Raw genomic sequence first — 20,961 nt, forward strand, 5'->3', positions numbered from 1 at the left:
AGCTCACGCTCTTTCAGTTCCCCAACGCATCCCCGGTCGTAGCCAGGGGCAGGCCGCGTTGCGATGTTCCGCGAATGGCCGCCTGCGCGCGAACGACGAAGCAGAACCGCTTACCCCCCACTCAGCTCCCTGTCCCTTTTCGCCGCGAGCGCCGCATCGCTGACCGTCTCGGCGACAAACCGGTCGACCGGCGTTTCAAGGCCGAGGCGGGAGATGGCCAGCTCCTGCGCGGTCCACTGATTGCCCTGCGGCAGGTTCGAGCCCGTCGCGGCAAACGCGCTGACGCGCACATTGAAATGCCCGGTCAGGCAGCGATAGGCCTCGAACGGCCCGTGCACCGCTTCCGGCGCGCCCTCCACCTTTACCGGCACAGCCTCATAGACGACGCCTAAGTCCTCGGTGGCATTCATCAGCGCGTAGTCGCGGGGGCTGAGGAGCGTCGCCCAGGCCGATACGCTGGCACCCGGCTCTTCTGCGAGCGTGGCAGGCACCGAGCCATAGGCGGCGATGCGGTTGGCCCAGGCGATGACATGGCCGGGCAGGCTGACCGCGATGACCGGGATCACCACATTGTCGATATACCGCGCAAACTTCCTTTGAAGCTGCACCGGCGCGGCGTTGGAGCCGACTGCCACCACCGGGTAATACGCGCCCTCATCCAGCCGCGCCGCTCTCTCCACCCCCACCACATCGGCAAGGGAACGGATATGGCCGCCTTCCGCCACCTGCCAGCCACTGATCGGGCCTTTTGTGGACCGGATATCGAGCGTGCGGCCATCCACGAACAGGAAATCGCCCTCCGGCCGTGTGAACGGATAGGAGAGCGCCCATTGCATTTTCAGGTGCAGCGGATCGATCACGCGCCTTGGCCTCTCTTGGCCTCCACCCAGTCGATCAGCATTTTGCTGACATCGATACCGGAAAAGCGGCGCAGCTCCTGCACGCCGGTGGGCGAGGTGACATTGATCTCGGTCAGATAATCCCCGATCACGTCAATGCCGACAAAGACGAGGCCGCGCGCCTTCAATTCCGGGCCGATGATCCGGCAGATTTCCAGATCGCGCTCCGTCAGGTCGGATTTCACCGCCTTGCCGCCGACATGCATGTTGGCGCGCACCTCGCCTTCGGCCGGCACGCGGTTGATCGCGCCCGCAGGCTCGCCATCGACAAGGATCACGCGCTTGTCGCCATTCCTCACATCGGGCACGAAGGCTTGCGCCATCAGCGGCTCGCGGCTGACCTGTGCGAAGAGCTCCAGCAGGGAGGCGAGATTCTCGGCAGACTCCCGGATGCGGAACACGCCCGCCCCGCCATTACCGAACAAGGGCTTCACCACGATGTCGCGCCCATGTGCCTCGAAAAAGGCCCGGATATCGGCCAGCGAAGACGAGATGAGGGTAGGCGGCATCAGCCCTTCAAAGCGCGTGACGAACAGCTTTTCGGGCGCATTCCTCACCTCGGCCGGATCATTGACCACCAGCACGCCGGGTTGCAGCGCCTCCAGCATGTGGGTCGAGGTGATATAGGCCATGTCAAAGGGCGGGTCCTGGCGCAGGAAGATCACGTCCAGATTCGCAAGGTTCAGCACAACCGCCTCCTCCAGCACCACATGCTCGCCCTGCACGCGTTTCAGCTCGCGCACCTTCTGGGCCAGCGCGCGCACCTTGCCATCCTCCATGGCCATGTCCTTGGGCTCATAGACCCAGATTTCATGGCCGCGGGAGAAGGCCTCCAGCGCAATGTCGACGGTGGAATCCGCATTCACATTGACGCCCGTGATCGGGTCCATCTGGAAGGCAATTTTCAGCATGGGATAGCGCTTTCAAGGCTGGCGGGCGGATCAGGCGCTAGAGGTAGGGGATGAGGGGGGAAATGGGAAGGTGGGGTTATTGCTTCAAAGCTTCGGAATTAGCCAACGAGCGCGCCCGTTCCGCCCAAACCGGTTCAAGTTGGGCAGCTTCGTAGAGTCGGCTCTTAAGTGCGTTTACCGCCTTTTCTCTGGCCGGCCCGGCTGAGAGGCACTCAAGTTCCTCAAACGCCTTCTTGATCTTGAGGTGTCGAGGGTGAGGCAATCGGGTGCCTTTCGGCGTTAGGGCGTTGCCCGTGACGACCCGTGGCACACCGGCTGGGAAATAGCGGCACTTGTGAGAGCTCAAACCATGCCGATGGATGATCTGTCTGACGTTAAAAAGTGTCCGGCGAACAGCCTGTTCGCCGCTCAAACACATATCATCCACATAGACGGTGAAGGTCAGATCGAGCTCATTGGACAACTGTGCAATTTCATCGAACATCGGCTTGTGCGCAAAGTAAGAAAGAATGGGGCTGACGGAACTTCCCGTTGCGAGATGCCCGTCCACGGTCAATATCTTCGCAAGCAACATCGAAACGTCAGCGCGACATTTCATATAATGAAGAAAAAACAAATAAACCGAGTGAGTTCTAACATTATTAAAAAATGACTTAATATCCACCTTGATAAGGTCAACGTCTGCTCGATGAGCGCTAGCATTTGTTATATATGAACGCCCACGGATTGCCGAATGGAGGTAATCTGGCGTTTCGATGCGGCTTAGCCACCGGGCAATTTTCTGGTGAATTTTCTTCAGCCGGTCTTTTGGTTCTTGGACAGGTCGCTTCTTGGTCTTCCCAGCGTCGAACCGCTTATAGTTGTCGTAACGATTGGCAAGCTCTTCCAAATCACACAACTCAACCTCAAGCCGCCGGGCAAGGTCCGCTGGCGAAGTTACCTTGTACAGTTGGGATTGGTTGGGAGGGTAGCGCTTCATCCGACCAGCCCGCTACTCGCGTTCATGGCGGGAAATAGACGACACCCAGTCAAGCATTCTTAGCGCCTTATCGGCAACGAATGTTCTCGCCGCTTCAGAAAAGTCGGCATCGACAGTCCGCTCCGCAAAAAGCATGAGCGACGATACCGGTATATCAAAATACTCGGAATATCGTTCCAGCGTATCGATAGTGACTTTCTTGCTTCCACCTTCTAGCTCGGTAATGAAAGACCGAGAAAATCCCAACTCTCGGGCAAGCTCTGCCTTGCTCATGTCGTGGTAAACCCGAACAAGTCTCAGCGCTTCATTCAGCATTTTTCCTCCAAAACAATAGTAACTTAGAGGTTCTCAATCACCCAACGGACAGCGCGAAACATCGCCACAATTGATGTGGCTAGCTTCAGAACACACAGCAAGAAGCTGCGCTTCCAGCGTCCGCGGCGGCTCCACTTCGAGCGCACCGCAGGCGTTACGAGATTGCTTGACCCGGCGACCGGGGGATCCTTGTCAGAAACTGACATAACTGAGTCCTTTCGTCTCAGAGCACTGGACGGGATTGTCCAGCGTCACGCTCTCAGAGACAGGCTCAGGCCAAGCACCTCTAAGCTACCGTGATCGCCCGCTCACGCGGGGCGATCCTTACCGTGCCGCACGCCCGCCCACCGGAACCCGGGGAACGACGCCGCGCCGCCGACAAGAGGAAGAGACCAAAGCCTCCAAGCGTCTATGACGCCGCATCTGCGTGGTGCCTTCCCGGTCGCACACCACATCTAGTGTGCTGTTCGCGCATAGTCAACGGTTGTTCGCAGCACGCGAACATGCGTCCCCCATCCTTGCCCGCCTCTCTCCCGGCGCGTAGATAAGGCCCTCGCGCCTTACCCCTCGCCCCACGCTCGCTAAAGCCGGAGACACCGCCATGGACGGACACCCCAAATCATCCAGCACGCTGGACGCGGTTCTGGCCCGTCAGGAGGCGGGGTTTGAGGCCGCGCTGGCGCGCTATGACCAGCTCTTGCGCATCAAGTCCATCTCCACCGATCCTGCCTACAAGGCGGAATGCCTTAAAGCCGCGCAGAGCCTTGCCGATGAGTTGAGCGCGCTGGGCTTTGACGCCCGCGTCGCGCCGGCGATTGGCCATCCCTTTGTCGTGGCCCACCATGAGGGTGCGACCGCCGATGCGCCCCACGTATTGTTCTACGGCCATTACGATGTGCAACCCGTTGATCCGCTGGAGCTGTGGGAAGCCGACCCGTTCGAGCCGGAGATCAAGACCAGAGCCGATGGATCGAAATACATCCGCGCGCGCGGCGCAGCCGATGACAAGGGCCAGCTGCGCACCTTCATCGAGGCCTGCCGCGCCTGGAAGGAAGAGACCGGCACCCTGCCCTGCAAGGTGACGATCTTCTTTGAGGGCGAGGAGGAAAGCGGCTCCCCGAGCCTTGAGGCCTGGCTGACCGAGCACGGACAGGAGATCAAGGCGGACTTTGCCCTCGTCTGCGATACAAACATGTGGGACCGCAAGACCCCCGCCATCACGGCGAGCCTTCGCGGCATGACCGCCGGCGAAGTGACCCTTCACGCCGCCAGCCGTGATCTCCATTCCGGGCTTTATGGCGGCGCGGCGCGCAACCCGATCACGCTGCTGACGCAGATACTGGGCAGCATCCATGACGAGACCGGCCGGGTGACGCTTTCCGGCTTCTATGACGGCGTGGAAGACGTGCCGGAGCCGGTGCTGGAACAATGGAAGGCGCTGAACTTCTCTGAGGAGCGCTTCCTCGGCGATATTGACCTCTCCGTGCCTGCAGGCGAACAGGGCCGCATGGTGCTGGAGCAGATCTGGACGCGGCCCACCGCCGAGATCAACGGCATTATTGGCGGCTATACGGGCGAAGGCTTCAAGACCGTGATCCCGGCGCAGGCGAGCGCGAAAATCTCCTTCCGCCTGGTGCCGGGACAGGACCCGGAGAAGGTGTGGAAGGCGTTTGAGGCGCATGTCACGAGCCGCCTGCCCGCCGACTGCCAGGCCGTTTTCCTGCGCCGCGATACCGGCGCGCCCGCGCTTGCCGTGGACGTGACGAACCCTGCCCTTCAGGCTTGCGTCGAGGCGCTGCGCGATGAGTGGGAGACCGAGCCCGCCCTGATGGGCTGTGGCGGCTCCATCCCCATTGTCGGCGATTTCAAGCGCCATCTGGGGATGGATACCATCCTGGCGGGCTTCGGCCTTGAGGACGACAATATCCACAGCCCGAACGAGAAATATGAGCTGGAAAGCTTCCGCAAGGGCATACGCTCCTGGGCGCGGATACTGGACCGTCTGGCGGGGAAGAGATGAGCTTGAGTGACCCCTACATATTCAAGGCGCACTTCGATTATGGTTGGCGAAGAGCAATTGGAGCAAAAAATGCCGCTTTCTCACCTATCGGACCCGAAAGTCCATAATATCATAGATTTAGCCCAGAAAATGAATGCTGCATTCCCGCCATCGAAGGACGGAATCGATCCTTTCTCACCGGAGGCCAAGCAAAAGTTGGGCGCCTACATATCAAGCCCAGAGCACCAGGCGTTAGTTAACTACATCGCCAATCTATCAAAAGATGAGTTGGTGGAGCTAACGGCTTTGATTTGGCTAGGTCGAGGCGACGGCGATGATTTTGATGGCCTTATTGAACATGCGGGACGTAGTCGCGGCCCCGGAGACGTCGATTACATCGTCGAAAAGTCACCATCCCTCCCAACCTACCTCAGTGCTGGACTGAGGCTCATAAAAGGCCAATAGCTCCAACGCGGGCGATCTAGCCGATGGCCTGCATCCTCGACCGGCTGGTGGCAGAGTAACCGTCCCTACTCTTTCTCGCCTGATTTTCCGAATGAGTAAGCCATTGCGGCCGCCACAATTGTGGCAACCTCGCCCGTGAGAGCGTCGTTTAGTGCTAGAAGTCCCACCAGTGGCAACGACATCGCGATGACGTTGAATCTGATAAACTGCCAGCCGATACCCTTCTTCAGGCAAATGCGTTGCACAAAGCCAGCAACGGGCATCAGAACAATAGCGCCTGCTAATCCAATCGAGACGATTTCTTGAACCACTGAGGTCCTCCTTGTTTTCGGTGAAGCCTACCGACCTCCGTCCGATTGTGCGAGATGAAGAAAACCCCTCTTTCCTTGACTCCTTGCACCTACCCGCGTATTGCCACGCCCTCATAAGCAAGCGCACTAACCGCTTGCCTTGCCAGCACACGGAGCCGCATCCCGCATCGACGGGGCGGAACAACTCCCGGAGGCTGGGAAGGTGCCCTGCCCGGCGAAGGCTCGCCCGGCGGGGTGGTTTTGCGTTTGCGCGGTATGCAGACCAAGGGTTTGGACAGCAACATGTTCGACGCGCTGAGCGAAAGACTGTCAGGCGTATTCGACCGGATCACCGGCCGGGGCGCGCTGTCTGAAAAGGACGTGGACGCGGCGCTGCGCGAAATCCGCGTGGCGCTGCTCGAGGCCGATGTCGCCCTGCCTGCGGTGAAGGATTTCGTCTCCAAGGTCCGTGAAAAGGCGATTGGCGAGCAGGTCATCCGCTCGGTCGCGCCCGGCCAGCAGGTCATCAAGATCGTCCATGACGGGCTGGTGGAGCTGCTGGGCGGGACAAGCGAACCTGAGCGCCTGATGCTTGAAGGTGAGCCGCCGGTTGCCATCCTGATGGCGGGCCTGCAGGGTTCCGGTAAAACCACCACCACCGCCAAGATCGCCAAGCGCATTGCCGAGCGCGAGAAGAAGAAGGTGCTCGTCGCCTCGCTCGACACGCGCCGCCCGGCCGCCATGGAGCAGCTCGCCCAGATGGCCGAGCGCGCGGGCGTCCCCAGCCTGCCCATCGTCGCGGGCCAGACAGCCGTCGAGATCGCGCGCCGGGCGATGAGCGCAGCGCGCCTGCAGGGCTTTGACGTCGTCATCCTCGATACGGCGGGCCGCACCACGCTCGACGAGGAAATGATGGGCGAGGCGGCGAAGATCGCCTCGGAAACCCGTCCGCGCGAGATATTGCTGGTCGCCGATGCACTGACCGGTCAGGACGCGGTGGAAACTGCCAAGCACTTCAATGAGCGTCTGAAACTGACCGGGCTTGTCCTCACCCGCATGGATGGTGACGGGCGCGGCGGCGCGGCCCTCTCCATGCGCTGGGTCACGGGCCTGCCGATCAAATTCCTCGGCACGTCAGAAAAGATCGATGGCCTCGATGCGTTTGACGCCAAGCGCCTTGCGGGCCGTATCCTCGGGCGCGGCGACATCGTCTCGCTGGTGGAAAAAGCCGCCGCCGAGATCGACCATGAGAAGGCTGAAGCCCTCGCCAAGAAGATGGCCAAGGGCAAGTTCGACCTCAATGATCTGCGCGATCAATTGGTCCAGCTGCAGAAAATGGGCGGGCTTCGCGGCATCATGGGCCTCCTGCCGGGCATGAACAAGCAGATGAAGGCGCAGGCCGCCGCCAGCGGGTTTGATGACAAGGCGCTCAAGCGCCAGGAAGCCATCATCCTCTCCATGACGCCGCAGGAACGGGCCAAGCCGGACCTGCTCAAAGCCAGCCGGAAAAAGCGCATCGCGGCCGGCGCGGGCGTCGGCGTGCCGGAGGTGAACCGGCTTCTCAAAATGCACATCCAGATGGCCGACATGATGAAGCGCGCCGGCAAGGGCAAGGGCCTTCCCGGTATGCCGGGCGGGCGCATGCCCCCCGGAATGGGCGCTGGCATGGGCGGCGGTCTGGGCGGCATGGGTGGCGGCCTCGGAGGCGCTGCCGATGACCTCCTGAAAGGAAAATCCCCAGCGGGATTAAGTGGTTTGCCGGGCCTGCCGGGCACTGGCGCACCTTTGGGGCCTGATGGCCTGCCGCCCGGCTTCCCGAAGAAAAAATAATCGTTTCAACTCCAAAAGGACTAGTCACAATGGCCGTTAGAATCCGTCTTGCCCGCGCGGGCGCCAAGAAACGCCCCTACTATCGCATCGTCGTGGCTGACAGCCGCGATCCGCGCGATGGCCGCTTCATCGAGCGTATCGGTTCCTACAACCCGATGCTGCCGAAAGACCATGCCGAGCGCGTGACCTTCGACGCCGAGAAAGCCGCCGCCTGGATCAAGAAAGGCGCCAAGCCGACCGACCGCGTCGCGCGCTTCCTCGCCGCTGAAGGGCTCTATGAGTGGAAAGCGGGCAATAACCCGAAAAAGGCCGAGCCGGGCCAGGCCGCCAAGGAGCGTGCTGCCGAGCGCGCCGAGAAGGAAGAAGCCAAAAAGACCGCTGAAGCCGAAGCCAAGGCCGCGCCTGCTGAAGAAGTAGCTGAGGAAGTGGTCGAAGAAGCCGCTGCTGAAGAAGCACCTGCCGCTGAAGAAGCGCCGGCTGCCGAGGAAGCTGCTGCTGAAGCACCGGCCGAAGAGGTAGCTGCCGAGGAAGCCCCGGCTGAAGAAGAAAAGGCTTAATCAGCCTGAACTTCGTCATTCCCGCGCAGGCGGGAATCCAGCCGCTGCTGACATCTGTCGGCGTGAACTGATGAACTGGATTCCGGACAGCCCTTCATCCGAAGGGCTTCCGGAATGACGAGATGTGATGATGCTTCCATGACCAACCCCCTCATCGTCATTGCCGCCATTGTGGGCGCCCATGGGGTGAGGGGCGAGGCGAAGCTGCGCGCCTTTGGCGACGCGGCCAATACCGCCTCTTACGGCCCGTTCCTCGATAAGGACGGCAAGGCGATCCTCACGCCGAAAACCGCCCGCTCATCGGGCGGTGAGGCCGTGATCGTCTCCTTTAATGAGCCCGTCACCCGCGAGCAGATCATGGCGATGAAGGGCACGCTCCTGCATGTCCCCCGCTCTGCCCTGCCCGAACCGGGCGAGGACGAGTTCTACTATTCAGACCTGATCGGCCTCTCGGCCGAGCATCTGGACGGCGCGCCCGCTGGCCGGGTGAAGGCCGTGCATGATTTCGGCGCGGGCGACATACTGGAGCTTACCACCCCCGAAGGCGCGCTCTTCATCCCCTTCACCCGCGAGGCGGTGCCGGTGGTGGAGATCGCCAAGTCCCGCCTCGTCATCAACCCGCCCGAGACAATCGATGCGGGCGATGAAGGCGTGGAGAATTAGCGCCAGTTTTGTTTTCGCGCTTGCGCCTGCGTCCTCCACCCACCTAGTCTTCCTCCGCAAGTTGCAAGGGGGCTGCGCAATGATCCTGATACTGGCAAGTGCCTTGGCGCTGATATCCGAATCGGTGGTGTGCGATCTCACCCCGCAAGGCCATGACATCCCGCAACACGGACCCACCGGCTTCACTGTGGCCTGCCCGGCAGATCACGAAGATGCGGCCGCCATCCAGTCTGCCGCCGAAGCCGCGATTGCCGCGATGGATCTGCCATTGCCACGCCTGCGCCGTCAGGGCGGAAATCCACCGCCCATGCTCCGGGCAGCCCGCCAGATGCGAATGCAGATGGAGGCCGGCTCGTGGCAGCCTGCCCCCGCGCAGGCACTGGTGCAGGCAGCGCCTGTACTGTCCGGGCGGACCACCGCGCGAGGATCGGTCAGCATGCTCTGCGCGATCGGATTTACGCCCGGTGCCAACGGGGCGGATCCGCAGCCGAATACAGCGTGTATCAGCAACCCCGCAATAGATACGGTCGTACGCCAGCAAACCGCAGCAATGATGCAACTGGCGCCTCTCTGGCGCTTTGCGCCTGTTAACGCCTCTTACTGCGACGACAGGCGCTTCGAGATTGCCGCCACCCAGCTGGACCGGGCCACCGGCGAGCAGGAGGAAGCGCCTCCCGCTCCCGATCCGGACTTGCTGCCAAACCTCTGCGAAGCGGGATAGGCGGCCACGATGATCCTGATACTGGCAAGTGCCTTGGCGCTGATATCCGAATCGGTGGTGTGCGACCTCACCCCGCAAGGCCATGACATCCCGCAACACGGACCCACCGGCTTCACTGTGGCCTGCCCGGCAGATCACGAAGATGCGGCCGCCATCCAGTCTGCCGCCGAAGCCGCGATTGCCGCGATAATTCTTCCCTTGCCGCGCCCTGGTCGCCAAGACGGAAATCCGCCGCCCAGGCTCTGGGCTGCAAGCGAGTTGACCATGCAACTGGGAAACGGGTCGTGGCGTCCTGCGCTGGCCCAGCCAATGGTCCGGGCGATACCTTGGGTACCCCGCCAGGCCATCCAGCAAGGCGCGGCCCACATGCTGTGTGCGCTAGCTTTTACGCCAGATGCAAGCGGGGTGGATCAGCAGCCGGGAGTGGCCTGCATCAGCGATGTTTCGACAGACCTTGTTGAGCGCCATCAGAGGGCATCCATGACACAGGCCGCATCCTTATGGCGTTTTGCACCTGTCCCTGTGCCATACTGCTTCAATCACCAGCTTTTGACGAGCGCCACGCCCACCTACCCCGCTACCCGGCGTCGGCAACCACCCCCTGCCATTCCCGATCCGGACTTGCTGCCAAACCTCTGCGAAGCGGGATAGGCGGCCACGATGATCCTGATACTGGCAATCGCTCTGACCGCTTCCCAGCCTGTTACTTGCGCTCTGACGGCGCTGGGGGACGATATCCGCGATCAGGGGCCAACTGGTTTCACCGTTGAGTGCCCGGCAGATCACGCGGATGCCGGCGCCATCCAGTCTGCCGCCGAAGCCGCGATTGCCAGGGTGGATTTGCCATTGCCGCATCAGCGCGTCACCAACCGGGGCAATCGGACCTATCACGAAACAGCCGATACACTACTGATGGAGCGCGGGCAGGGCGGTGCATGGAGACCGTCGCTCGGTCAGGTTCTTGTCAGAGGCGTCCCGGCCTTCCCTCCCCGCGCCGTTGAAAATGGCGCCCGTCACATGCTGTGCGCGCTCGCTCTGCGTCCTGCGGCAAACGGCGTTGACCCCGCGCCTGACGTGCAGTGCATCAGTAATCACAACAGCACCTTCGTCATCCGTCTGCTCACCGGCGCCATGCGCGAAACTGCCGGACGCTATCGGTTCGCGCCTGTCGATGTCCGGTACTGTCTGGATGAACAGGTGTCAGCCCACGCCACGGTCATAGTAATGCCGGGAAGGCGGCTCGAGCAGCCCGCGCCGCCACCCGATCCATCCGCCCTTCCCAATTTGTGCGACGGCGGGTAGCGGCGCCCCTTGCCCCTTTGCGCCTGCTGGCGCATACACCCCCTCCCATGACCTTCACCGCCACCGTTCTCACTCTCTATCCGGACGCCTTTCCCGGCGCGCTTGGCGTGTCGCTGATCGGCACTGCGCTCAAAGAGGGCAAATGGGCGCTAGAGACGGTGGACATCCGCGCATTTTCCCGTCATAAGCACGCCTCCGTTGATGACACCCCCGCTGGCGGCGGCCCTGGAATGGTGCTGCGCCCGGATGTGATTGCGGAGGCGGTAGACAGTGTGGAACGCAATGCGCGCCCGCTGATCTGCCTCACACCGCGCGGCAAACCGCTCACCCAGACCATGGTCCGGGAGTGGGCGGAAGGGCCGGGCGTGATTTTGGTATGCGGGCGCTTTGAAGGCTTCGACCAGAGGGTCATCGAGGCGCGCGGCATGGAAGAGGTAAGCGTCGGCGATGCCGTCCTTGCCGGTGGAGAGATACCCGCGCAATACCTCATCGAGGCGTGCGTGCGGCTGATCCCCGGCGTACTGGGCAAGATGGCTTCGACCGAAGACGAGAGTTTCGAGGGTGATCTCCTCGAATATCCCCAATACACCCGCCCGCGGGTGTGGGAGGGGCAGGAGATCCCCGAAGTGCTGCTGGGCGGCGACCATGGAAAGGTCGCTCACTGGCGGCGCGAGCAGGCAGAACAGGCAACGAAGGACCGCCGGCCGGATCTCTGGGAGAGATATCAGCGGCGGGATGGAGAGACGAGATGAACCTCATTCAGAAGCTCGAGCAGGAAGAAGCCGCGCGCGTTCTTGGCGAGAAAGTGCTCCCGGAATTTTCCGCCGGTGACACGCTGGTCGTGGGCGTGCGCATCCGCGAAGGCGAGCGCGAGCGCGTCCAGCGCTTTGAAGGCGTGTGCATCGCGCGCTCAGGCGGCGGGCTCAATGAGAGCTTCACCGTGCGCAAGATTTCCTTTGGCGAAGGTGTCGAGCGGGTCTTCCCGGTCTATTCCCCGCTGGTGGAAAGCATTGAAGTGAAGCGCAAGGGCCATGTGCGCCGCGCCAAGCTCTACTATCTGCGCGACCGCCGCGGTAAATCCGCACGTATCGCCGAGCGCACCTCGGGCCACGGCATCGAGAGCCGCGACTAATCTTTTCGGCATCGCCGGAATGCAGGAACGCCCATCGTTGCCGATGGGCGTTTTTCGTGGCGGCAGCCCGCACCGCCCGTCATGGATTTGTCACTGCCACTGGCACGCCATACCGGCTAGTCTTCCGGCCGAAGCGGATTCAGCCTTGGGGGGCCTCATGTCATTCCTGCGCACCAGTCTTCTCCTGCCTGCCCTGCTCGTAGCGCTCGCCGCCTGCAATCCGGCAGACGAGCCGCCCGCCGGGGACATGCCCCCGCCCCAGGGCGCGCCTGACGCGATTTCAGGGCAACTGGCCGAGGATGCTGGCGAGATCGGCACCTTCCCCACACTGACCGGCGAGCTGCCCGCCATCATCGCCCACCGGGGTGCCAGCGGATATTTCCCCGAACATACGCTGCCCGCCTTCCAGCTCGCCAACGAGCAGGGCGCGGACATTCTCGAACCTGACCTGATGGTCTCGCGCGATGGCGTGCTGATCGTGCGCCATGACCCCTGGCTCTCCACCTCTACCGATGTGGAAACCCGCGAGGAATTTGCCGACCGCCGCCGCGAGCTGATGGGCCGCAATGACTGGTGGGTGATGGACTTCACCGCCGAGGAGCTGCAATCGCTCAACGCCCGGCAGGTCTTCCCCGACCGCCCGCAGGAGCATAATGACCGCTTCCCGGTCATGACCTTTGGCGACTTCCTCGACATGGTGGAAGGCATGGAGGCGCGCTGCGGCTGTGAAATCCCGGTTGAGCCGGAAATCAAGCTGCCAGCCGAACATACCGCCATGGGGCTTGATCCGGCCCCCATCCTCATCGCAGAGCTGGAGGCGCGCGGCCTCAATACCGAAGACTCGCTGGTTATCATCCAGTCCTTCGATGCGCCGTTTCTCGAACGCCTGCGCCCGATGACGCCGCTGCCGCTGGCCATGCTGCACTATGGTGATGAGGAAGGCGGCGATATGAATGGCTACAGCCTGGAGCAGGTGGCCGAATTCGCCGATGCCATCGGCCCCTATAAGGGCCTGCTGCTGAACCCGGACGGCTCCAGCACCGGCTATCTCGAACGCGCGCATGCGCTGGGTCTGGTGGTCCACACCTGGACGCACCGCGATGACCGGCCTTCCTTGCTCGCCGACGGCGATACAGATGACGAGCTGCGCGCGCTTCTCGCGCTTGGCGTGGACGGCGTTTTCACCGACTTTCCCGATACAGCCGTGCGCATCCGCGAGGAAATGCTGAACGCTCAATAGATTTTTTGCTGGGCACAGGGCAGGTTTGGCGTCTTCGACATCCTCGTGAGGCCAGCCCATGGACCGCCGCTCCGCCCTGAAACTTCTGTCCGGCGCAGGGCTTGGCCTTGCCGCCGCGCCTCTGGTCTCTGCTGGCCAGGCAGGCGCACGCACGCCTTCGCTCAATCAGCCGCCAAACTTCATCCCCGCGGACATCTCCGCGCGCCGCATCATCCGTCAGGTGGTGGGGCTGAGACCTTTCCGTGAGACGGGCTATGTGGTGCGCGCCGAGCGCTTTGACCGGCGCAAGACGCTGGTCCATCACTATGGCCATGGCGGCGCGGGCGTGACGATGAGCTGGGGCACCGCCGCCGAGGCCGAGCGCGCGCTTCTGGCCGCCACCAATGAGCGCTCTGTCGCCGTGCTGGGCTGCGGCGTGATCGGGCTGACAACCGCGCTTCTGCTGCGCCGCCGGGGCATGGACGTGACAATCTATGCAGACGCGCTGCCACCCCACACCACCTCCAACATCGCAGGCGCGGTCTGGGGTCCGTCCAGCCTCTATCGCCGCCCCGCCGTGGACGAGGGCTTTGTGGCGCGCTTTGTGGATGCCGCACGCGTCAGCCAGCGCGCCTTCCAGCACTATGCCAACGATCCGCGCTACGGGGTGTATTGGTTGCGCCAGTATGATTTTTCGCTGCGCACGCCAGACGCGCCGCGCGAGCCGCAGCCGCTCGACCATCTCTATCCTGGCCTTGTCCGCCATACTGACCCGGAGCGCTGGTTCGGCTATCCGAGCGTAGTCGAGAACCACGTTCTGATGATCGATCCGGACATTTACCTGCGCGCCCTGATGGACGATTTCGAGAATGCAGGCGGGCGCATCGTGACGGCCCGTTTCGAAACGCCATCAGATGTCTCGCGCCTCTCCGAGCGCGTGATCGTCAACTGCACGGGGCTGGGTGCGCGCGATCTCTTCGGCGACGACCAGTTGCGGCCCATGGCAGGCCAGCTGACCATGCTGCTGCCGCAGCCGGAGCTCGACTATGCCTATAGCGCGTGGGAGGGCGGGATACTCTACATGTTCCCGCGCCGCAGCTCGGTCGTGCTCGGCGGCACCACGGACCTTGATCTGGCCGACACCAACCCCTCTGCCGCCGAGGCCGCCCGCCAGCTGGAAGGCCACGCCCGTATTGCAAGGCGGCTTGCCGGGATTGAGAGGGTGGGAGGTTAGGCCGCTCTGAACGGATCCTGCATCAGGATCACGTCCTCGCGCTCCGGGCTGGTGGAGACCATGGCAACGGGTGCTTCGATCAGCTCCTCGATACGGCGCACATATTTCACCGCCTCTGCGGGCAGATCAGCCCAGGAGCGCGCACCTTTGGTGGAGCCGCTCCACCCTTCCATCTCCTCATAGACGGGCTTTACGCGCGCCTGATCGGCAGTGGAGGCGGGCAGACGGTTAATGATCTTCCCGTCGAGCTCATACCCGGTGCAGACTTTAAGCGTTTCAAATCCGTCGAGCACATCCAGCTTGGTCAGCACGATGCCATTGAGCCCGTTGATCTTGGCAGACTGGCGCACCAGTACCGCGTCAAACCAGCCGCAGCGGCGCTGGCGGGAGGTGACGGTGCCAAACTCATGGCCCTTCTCCCCGATCAGGCGGCCGGTCTCGTCGGTCAGCTCGGTCGGGAACGGGCCTTCGCCCACGCGCGTGGTGTAAGCCTTCACTATGCCCAGCACATAGCCGGTCTTGCCGGGGCCAACGCCTGTACCGGCTGCGGCCTGGCCTGAAACCGTGTTGGAGCTGGTGACGAAAGGATAGGTGCCATGATCCACGTCCAGAAACGCACCTTGCGCGCCCTCAAAGAGGACTTTCTTGTCCTCGGCGATGGCTTCATCCAGCAGCCGCCAGACCGGCGCGGCATAGGGCAGGATTTTCGGCGCGATCTCCAGCAATGAGGCCACCAGCTCGTCAGCAGAGTATTCCGCCTCGCCATAGCCACGGCGCAGCGCGTTATGGTGATGGAGCAGGTCGGCCACGCGGGCGCGCAGGCCCTGCTCGTCGGCCAGATCAATCACGCGCACGGCCCGGCGGCCCACCTTGTCCTCATAGGCAGGGCCAATGCCCCGGCGCGTCGTGCCGATCTTCATGCCGTCATCGCGATTCTCGCGGAAGCCATCAAGCTCGCGGTGAACGGGCAGGATCAGCGCCGCCGTCTCGGCGATCTTGACCAGATCAGGCGTGATGGCGACACCTTGCGCGCGGACCTTCTCCACCTCGGCGAGGAAAGCCCACGGATCGATGACAACGCCATTGCCCAGAAGCGAGAGCTTGCCGCGCACGACGCCGGAGGGCATCAGCGACAGCTTGTAGACTACCCCGTCCACGACCAGCGTGTGACCGGCATTATGACCGCCCTGAAAGCGCGCCACCACGTCGGCCCGCAAGGACAGCCAGTCGACAATCTTGCCCTTGCCCTCGTCACCCCACTGGGCGCCGACGACGACTACATTGGCCATGAGAGAAACTCCGCTTGATATGCGGAATGACGGCTTAAACGCCCCTTGGCACCGGGGCAAGCCCGGTTGGCCGCTAGCCCTGAATCAGGCTTGGCTTTCCGCAAGCGATAAATGGGAGAAAGGCATGAAATTCCATATCCAGACTATCGGACCGGCATTGGCGGGCACTGCGTTGCTTGCCTCGGCGGCCAGCGCACAATGCGACACCAGCCAGCTGGAAGAGCTTGCTTTCGTGAACGGCAGCTGGAACGCCTATGCATGGGATGGAAGCTTCGCCGGCCAGCGCTATTTCGTGCTCGACGGGGATGGCTGCGGCGCGGTGGAGCTGGCGGTTCAGGGCGAAATGTTCAGCCCGCACCGCAATCTCGGCCTCAACAGCCAGGACGGTCTGTGGATCGAGCGCGCGACCATGGATGATGCCAGCGTGGAGATGTCCGGCCCGCTCGGCGCGGACGGCGTGCTGGCCATGGAGGGCCTGCTAACCGAAGCCGATGGCAGCGAGATGCCGGTACGGTCCCGCTGGGCGGCGCGCGATGACGGCACGATGATCCACAAGCAGGAAATCCGCTATGGCAGCGGCCAGCCATGGAGCATTTTGCGGGCCTATACCTATGTCCGCCCCGAGAACGACCCCAACGGAGCCGAGCCCGGCATGAACGATATGGGGCCGGAGCTTGGCGAAGACGCGTTCGACGGCTAGCGCCCGAAGCGCCAGCTGATCCGCGCGCCAACCTCATCAAGGCCCTGATTGCGGCCCTGGCCGAGGATCTGGCCGTTGGAGAAGTGCTCGTAATAGACGCCTACAGCAACGCTCGGCGTCACGGCATAGTCGAGGCCAAGCTGGGTATGAAACAGCAGGCGCGAGCCCAGAAGGGCACGTGAGCCTGCGAGGCGGATACGATCGGGATCATTGGGCGGCAATTGCGATACGTCACGCACACCGTCGTGATAGGCGACACCAAAACCGCCATCCACCGACCAGTTCTCTGAAAAATGCCCGGTCCACAGGAAGCCCGCCGCGCCCAGATTGGTGTTCCCGGCCGAATTGAACGAGCCATAGAGATAGGGGCGCGGCGACCAGACCGGGGACAGGAAGTCCGGGCTGTCAAACACGACCTGCCCGGTTATCTGCACCCCGTCCTCGATGCTGCGGGCCAGATCATGGGCGACGACGCCCAGCCGGATTTCGCTGATCTGGGCTTGCGCCATACCAGCGGAGAAGGACAAGGCCAGAAGGCCAGCAATTAACGACGTGCGCATGGGAATCCCCCGGTTGAACGGGTTCACCATATGGCGGAATGCAAGGAAGGAAAAGCGGCCTGTTGGACGCAAGGTGGGACCCGCCACGGCGCCGCGCCGGCGCTCCATCGCCCCCCTCAGTGCGATTTGTGTGCCGCGCTGGGACATCCGGGCGGATCCCGGCACACGCTTCGCAAGATTGGTGCTCACGAGGGTGCGCCTCGCCGGAGTCGGCATCTCCGGCCACCCATGCCTAGCGGTCAAGAATGGCGGTTAATGTGCGTTAATGGGGCAATTGCGCGGCGGAGTACGATCACGGCCGGTAGGGAATTATCGCATCGAGCTCCAGCGTATAGGCCACAGCGGCCAGATCCGTGTCCTGGCGCTGCACGCGGATCACCCCTTCGGCGTAGATCGGATCCCACAGGCCGGCGACCTCCACCGGCTCGGATGTTTCCACATAGACCAGCTGGTTGGGCGGCGGCGGCGGCACGTGAATGCACGCACCCACATAAGGCACCAGCAGGAAGCGGGTCACCCGTCCGCCGGAAAAATAGTCAAACGGCAGGATATAGCCGCCAAGCCGCACGCGCTGGCCATCCAGCTCCTCGACGGCAGCAAAGCTCATGATCTGCGGAAACTGCTCGGTGCCGAAATGGTCAAACCCCATTTCCATCGCCTGCATCTGCTGCAGACGGGCAAGCCGCTCGCCCTCGCCTTCGGGCAGCAGATCGGCCCAGACAATGGACCGCGCAGCATCGCCATCACCCGCACGGGCAGTACCCGCCGGCAGGCTGGCGGCGAAAAAGAGACCGATCACAAGCGCACGTATAACCATGCGCGGAATGTGTGCACACGCGCCCCGCGCGGCAAGTGCCGCTTACACGTTATAATATAACGTCAATTAACGAATGGAGAGCCTGGCCGAGGACGCGGTGAGCGTGTCCGACGCACTGCGCGTGCCGTCGAAAAACTGAATGTTTACGCGCTCAAGACGGTCAAATCCGTCAAACAGCGCACCGGTGTCCACACGGGTAAGCCGGGTGGGCGCAGAGCACGCATAGGTCCAGGTCACAAAGCCGTCAGAATAGCGGCGCTCGCCGTCACCATGGCTGTGGCTGTGGCTGTGGCTGTGGCCATGCCCATGGTCATGGGCGTGGTCGTCGGGAGGTGTTTCGGCTTCGCTGTGATCGCCGTAATGGTCGTGTGCGTGATCGTATGCGTGATCGTGATCCGCCTCATCATGGTCATGCCCGTGATGATCGTGGTCATGGTCATGCGGCTCCTCGCCATCATGGTCCATATGCTCATGGTCGTGATCGTGATCACCGGAATCGGCTTCGGCAGGCGGGAAACCCTCAAGCAGTGTTTCGGTGAGGCTGCATCCGGCCTCGGCATTGAAGGCCGGGCGGGCATCACCCTCAAGCGCCGCGATGGCAGCCGCCACCAGCGCATACTCGTCCGCGTTACGCGGCGCGCGTTCAAAGCCGATCAGATTATAAAGCGGGCTTTCCAGCTCCGCGACCAGCGTGCCGTCCGGATTGATCGCAACAGCCAGCTCGGCAAGCCCGTGAACATGCGTCCCGGCATGGCGGTGCTCGTGGTCCTGCGCCAGGGAAGGGGCGGTCAGGGCGGTGCCGGCAAGAAGCGTGGCGAGGACGAGGCGTTTCATGGCTGCTCTCCTGATTGGCTCACACGATGAACGTTTGTGTGCCCATCGCCGTTCCGGACCGAGGCTGGACCGCCTACGGGGCCAAAATGCGGCGCGGCGGAAATGACCAGCGCGTCTTCATGGGCATGATCATGGTCGTGGGCGTGATGATGATGGTGATCGTGTCCGGCCCTGTGCGCCGCCGTCAGGCCCGTGGCCGCGACAATGCCCAGCACCACCATCGGCACGGCGCGGCGAAGCCCCCCTGTACGCGCGTGGACCAGAAGATGGGCGGCGGCCACATGGATCAGTACCCCGGCAGCAAGGCCCAGCAATCCGGCCACCAGCGCAGGCGACAGCGCGCCTGCAAACGGCGCAGTAGCCCCGGCAAAAACAAGCGTGGATACACCCGCCGCCAGGAAGGACCAGAGCGCGGCGCGGCCATCGCTTAGCCCGGCGCGCTGCAGAAGGATGAAGCACACCGCCGCATCAGCCGGCTTGTGCAGCAGCAGGCCCGCACCAGCCGCCAGGCCGGAAAAGGAGTCCGAGGCGAAGGCAATCGTGTAGGTCAGCCCGTCAAAGGCGGCGTGCAGCGCAATCGCCAGCACGGGCGCGAGCGCGGCAGCGGCCTCCCGGTCCGGCGCAAACAGGCCCGCAGCCCGGCGCAAGACCAGGCCCATCACCAGACCGGCCCCGATCATCCACACCGCTATCGGGGAACCGGCGAGCGATTCCGGGATCAGGTGAAGGACGGCAATGGTGAGCAGCAGGCCGGCGGAAAACGCGGCCAGCAGCGGCGAGTGCGCGCGCGTAAACCCTGCAGCCACACGCATGCCGGCAAGCGTGATCAGGACCACGCCTGCGGCCAGCAGGGCAAATACGAAGGTGAGCGTCACCGAGTCCAAAACGGCTCCAGACCGGCAGTATCAGCGCCATCGGGCGCGCTGCCGTAATGTTATTCTGTAACGAGGTCTGGATTTAGCGGTTCAGCGCCGCGCTGGCAAGGCGGGGCGGGTGAAAAAGCTGTGGGGAGAGCGGGAGACCCGCAGACTGTCATGGCCCGGCTGGCCTGCGCCCGCGCAGGCGGGTGTCCGGGCCACCCATGGTGTCTCCCCCCGTTTACGGGGGGAGTGCCCCTGAAAGGGGCGAGGGGGGGGGGGGGATTGCACGAAACAAACTCCCCCCTCCGTCAGCTGCGCTGACACCTCCCCCGTAAACGGGGGAGGACATCACGTTGCAGGCATGGATCACCCGCATGAAGCGGGTGATGACAAGGGGTGGTCAGAGAATGGCGCGAACCTACTCCTGATCGCCCATCATGGACTGCATATAGCGGTCCTCGCCGATGCGGCCGATGAGTTCGAGTTGGGTTTCGAGGAAGTCGATATGCTCTTCTTCCGATTTCAGGATCACTTCCAGCAGATCGCGTGAGCCATAGTCACGCACTTCCTCGCAATAGGCGATGGCGTCCTTGTAGACCGGGTGGGCTTTCAGCTCGGCCTTGAGATCGAGCTCCAGACATTCTTTGAGCGTCTCGCCGATCATCACCTTGCCCAGATCCTGCACATTGGGCAGGCCCTCGAGGAAGAGGATACGGTCGATGAGCATATCGGCATGCTTCATCTCGTCGATGGATTCCTCGTACTCGATTTTCGCGATTTTGTTGAAGCCCCAGTTCTTGAACATGCGGGCATGCAGGAAATACTGGTTGACCGTGGTCAGCTCCAGTTTGAGCGCCTTGTTGAGATGCTCGATAACGCCGCTATCGCCTTTCATGGCCCTCGCCTCCTGCCTGTTTGCCTGATTTGCCCACAGACTACAGGATAGAGAGCGGAGGCGAAAGCCCAAGCCCCTGATTTTGTTTGCTTTTGTTTCTAAGAGGCGTTTGCAGCGGAGCCTATTCGGCGGCGATGGCGTGCGGCATCGGCTCCATCGGCGCGAGCGATTGCTCGATCAGGCTCGCCGCTTCTTCAAAGCAGCGCCCGCAGCGCGGCTTGGCCCCGCACGCCTTGAACGCGCTCGTCACGTCCTGCGCGCCGCCTTGCGCGGCCTCGCGGAACTGCGAGCATTTCAGGGCGTTACAGATGCACACATACATGGGCGGGCGAACCTTTGATGCCGGGAAAGCGCCTTATCGCGACGCATTCGCATTTGCATGTCCCACACCTGCGAATGATTGTCAATTACGTCGTTCAGGCACGTCATTCTGACCGCTTGCGGAAGTGTCATCTTCATGTTGCAATGCAGCACTTGTACGGACAAAGCG

25 protein-coding genes are annotated in these 20,961 nt (G+C 62.7%); 13 read left to right on the forward strand and 12 right to left on the reverse strand.

The window, feature by feature from the left end; translation table 11 throughout:
• Positions 1 to 110 precede the first annotated feature (110 nt).
• The 4 genes from AB6B38_RS10040 to AB6B38_RS10055 form a co-directional block, all read right to left on the reverse strand.
• Entirely contained in the window at positions 111 to 860 is a 750-nt protein-coding gene (locus AB6B38_RS10040) for a hypothetical protein (RefSeq protein ID WP_371392714.1), read from the reverse strand.
• The gene (gene gshB / locus AB6B38_RS10045) at positions 857 to 1,810 is read right to left on the reverse strand and encodes a glutathione synthase (protein ID WP_371392715.1); all 954 of its coding nucleotides are present in this window, start codon (positions 1,808 to 1,810) and stop codon (positions 857 to 859) included. The genes AB6B38_RS10040 and gshB overlap by 4 nt, the downstream gene beginning before the upstream one ends.
• Before the next feature lie 76 nt (positions 1,811 to 1,886).
• Positions 1,887 to 2,789, reverse strand: coding sequence for a reverse transcriptase family protein (locus AB6B38_RS10050; protein ID WP_371392716.1), 903 nt, complete (start codon positions 2,787 to 2,789; stop codon positions 1,887 to 1,889).
• Between the two features lie 12 nt (positions 2,790 to 2,801).
• Positions 2,802 to 3,104 carry a helix-turn-helix domain-containing protein gene (locus tag AB6B38_RS10055; RefSeq protein WP_371392718.1) on the reverse strand — a complete coding sequence of 101 codons (303 nt, stop codon included), beginning with the start codon at positions 3,102 to 3,104 and terminating at the stop codon, positions 2,802 to 2,804.
• Positions 3,105 to 3,705: 601 nt separating this feature from the next.
• On the opposite strand from AB6B38_RS10055, the gene AB6B38_RS10060 reads away from it, so the two are divergent.
• Both AB6B38_RS10060 and AB6B38_RS10065 read left to right on the forward strand, forming a co-directional pair.
• On the forward strand, positions 3,706 to 5,124 hold the full coding sequence (locus AB6B38_RS10060) for a M20/M25/M40 family metallo-hydrolase (protein ID WP_371392719.1): 1,419 nt from the start codon (positions 3,706 to 3,708) through the stop codon (positions 5,122 to 5,124).
• A 39-nt stretch (positions 5,125 to 5,163) separates the two neighbouring features.
• Positions 5,164 to 5,568, forward strand: coding sequence for a DUF3775 domain-containing protein (locus AB6B38_RS10065; RefSeq protein WP_371392720.1), 405 nt, complete (start codon positions 5,164 to 5,166; stop codon positions 5,566 to 5,568).
• A 65-nt stretch (positions 5,569 to 5,633) separates the two neighbouring features.
• Here AB6B38_RS10065 and AB6B38_RS10070 read toward each other — a convergent pair whose 3' ends face one another.
• Positions 5,634 to 5,879 carry a hypothetical protein gene (locus AB6B38_RS10070; RefSeq protein WP_371392721.1) on the reverse strand — a complete coding sequence of 82 codons (246 nt, stop codon included), beginning with the start codon at positions 5,877 to 5,879 and terminating at the stop codon, positions 5,634 to 5,636.
• 282 nt (positions 5,880 to 6,161) lie between these two features.
• Here AB6B38_RS10070 and ffh point away from each other — a divergent pair, with 282 nt between their 5' ends.
• The 10 genes from ffh to AB6B38_RS10120 all read left to right on the forward strand — a co-directional run bounded on the left by ffh (position 6,162) and on the right by AB6B38_RS10120 (position 14,516).
• Entirely contained in the window at positions 6,162 to 7,688 is a 1,527-nt protein-coding gene (gene ffh, locus AB6B38_RS10075) for a signal recognition particle protein (protein ID WP_371392722.1), read from the forward strand.
• A 29-nt stretch (positions 7,689 to 7,717) separates the two neighbouring features.
• The gene (gene rpsP, locus AB6B38_RS10080; RefSeq protein WP_371392723.1) at positions 7,718 to 8,245 is read left to right on the forward strand and encodes a 30S ribosomal protein S16; all 528 of its coding nucleotides are present in this window, start codon (positions 7,718 to 7,720) and stop codon (positions 8,243 to 8,245) included.
• A gap of 138 nt (positions 8,246 to 8,383) precedes the next feature.
• A complete protein-coding gene (gene rimM / locus AB6B38_RS10085; protein WP_371392724.1) occupies positions 8,384 to 8,908 on the forward strand; it encodes a ribosome maturation factor RimM in 525 nt (174 codons plus the stop codon).
• A 79-nt stretch (positions 8,909 to 8,987) separates the two neighbouring features.
• The gene (locus AB6B38_RS10090) at positions 8,988 to 9,629 is read left to right on the forward strand and encodes a hypothetical protein (protein ID WP_371392725.1); all 642 of its coding nucleotides are present in this window, start codon (positions 8,988 to 8,990) and stop codon (positions 9,627 to 9,629) included.
• 9 nt (positions 9,630 to 9,638) lie between these two features.
• Positions 9,639 to 10,280: a hypothetical protein gene (locus tag AB6B38_RS10095; protein WP_371392726.1), complete on the forward strand. Its 642-nt coding sequence runs from the start codon at positions 9,639 to 9,641 to the stop codon at positions 10,278 to 10,280.
• Positions 10,281 to 10,289: 9 nt separating this feature from the next.
• Complete coding sequence (locus AB6B38_RS10100) at positions 10,290 to 10,931, forward strand: hypothetical protein (RefSeq protein ID WP_371392727.1); 642 nt, start codon at positions 10,290 to 10,292, stop codon at positions 10,929 to 10,931.
• Positions 10,932 to 10,978: 47 nt separating this feature from the next.
• The gene (gene trmD, locus AB6B38_RS10105) at positions 10,979 to 11,683 is read left to right on the forward strand and encodes a tRNA (guanosine(37)-N1)-methyltransferase TrmD (protein WP_371392728.1); all 705 of its coding nucleotides are present in this window, start codon (positions 10,979 to 10,981) and stop codon (positions 11,681 to 11,683) included.
• Entirely contained in the window at positions 11,680 to 12,063 is a 384-nt protein-coding gene (gene rplS / locus AB6B38_RS10110) for a 50S ribosomal protein L19 (protein ID WP_371392729.1), read from the forward strand. Before trmD ends, rplS begins: the two co-directional genes overlap by 4 nt.
• Before the next feature lie 157 nt (positions 12,064 to 12,220).
• Entirely contained in the window at positions 12,221 to 13,303 is a 1,083-nt protein-coding gene (locus tag AB6B38_RS10115; protein WP_371392730.1) for a glycerophosphodiester phosphodiesterase family protein, read from the forward strand.
• A gap of 58 nt (positions 13,304 to 13,361) precedes the next feature.
• Positions 13,362 to 14,516 carry an FAD-dependent oxidoreductase gene (locus AB6B38_RS10120; protein ID WP_371392731.1) on the forward strand — a complete coding sequence of 385 codons (1,155 nt, stop codon included), beginning with the start codon at positions 13,362 to 13,364 and terminating at the stop codon, positions 14,514 to 14,516.
• On the opposite strand, the gene AB6B38_RS10125 is transcribed toward AB6B38_RS10120, so the two are convergent.
• Entirely contained in the window at positions 14,513 to 15,805 is a 1,293-nt protein-coding gene (locus AB6B38_RS10125) for an adenylosuccinate synthase (protein ID WP_371392732.1), read from the reverse strand. The genes AB6B38_RS10120 and AB6B38_RS10125 overlap by 4 nt on opposite strands.
• A gap of 124 nt (positions 15,806 to 15,929) precedes the next feature.
• Between AB6B38_RS10125 and AB6B38_RS10130 the strand changes: the two genes are divergently transcribed.
• Positions 15,930 to 16,505 carry a hypothetical protein gene (locus AB6B38_RS10130; protein WP_371392733.1) on the forward strand — a complete coding sequence of 192 codons (576 nt, stop codon included), beginning with the start codon at positions 15,930 to 15,932 and terminating at the stop codon, positions 16,503 to 16,505.
• Here the strand turns inward: AB6B38_RS10130 and AB6B38_RS10135 are convergent.
• From AB6B38_RS10135 to AB6B38_RS10160, 6 genes are all read right to left on the reverse strand, one after another.
• On the reverse strand, positions 16,502 to 17,065 hold the full coding sequence (locus tag AB6B38_RS10135; protein ID WP_371392735.1) for an acyloxyacyl hydrolase: 564 nt from the start codon (positions 17,063 to 17,065) through the stop codon (positions 16,502 to 16,504). The two genes, AB6B38_RS10130 and AB6B38_RS10135, sit on opposite strands and share 4 nt — an antisense overlap.
• 292 nt (positions 17,066 to 17,357) lie before the next feature.
• Positions 17,358 to 17,882, reverse strand: coding sequence for a DUF3299 domain-containing protein (locus tag AB6B38_RS10140; protein ID WP_371392736.1), 525 nt, complete (start codon positions 17,880 to 17,882; stop codon positions 17,358 to 17,360).
• Between the two features lie 66 nt (positions 17,883 to 17,948).
• A complete protein-coding gene (locus AB6B38_RS10145) occupies positions 17,949 to 18,716 on the reverse strand; it encodes a DUF2796 domain-containing protein (RefSeq protein WP_371392737.1) in 768 nt (255 codons plus the stop codon).
• Positions 18,713 to 19,591: a hypothetical protein gene (locus AB6B38_RS10150; RefSeq protein WP_371392738.1), complete on the reverse strand. Its 879-nt coding sequence runs from the start codon at positions 19,589 to 19,591 to the stop codon at positions 18,713 to 18,715. The genes AB6B38_RS10145 and AB6B38_RS10150 overlap by 4 nt, the downstream gene beginning before the upstream one ends.
• Positions 19,592 to 19,994: 403 nt before the next feature.
• Positions 19,995 to 20,471, reverse strand: coding sequence for a bacterioferritin (gene bfr / locus AB6B38_RS10155; protein ID WP_371392739.1), 477 nt, complete (start codon positions 20,469 to 20,471; stop codon positions 19,995 to 19,997).
• A gap of 121 nt (positions 20,472 to 20,592) precedes the next feature.
• Positions 20,593 to 20,793 (reverse strand): bacterioferritin-associated ferredoxin, encoded by a 201-nt coding sequence (locus AB6B38_RS10160; RefSeq protein WP_188450640.1) that lies wholly within the window; start codon positions 20,791 to 20,793, stop codon positions 20,593 to 20,595.
• Positions 20,794 to 20,961: the final 168 nt, after the last annotated feature.

Source organism: Glycocaulis abyssi (assembly GCF_041429775.1).
GTDB lineage: Bacteria > Pseudomonadota > Alphaproteobacteria > Caulobacterales > Maricaulaceae > Glycocaulis > Glycocaulis abyssi.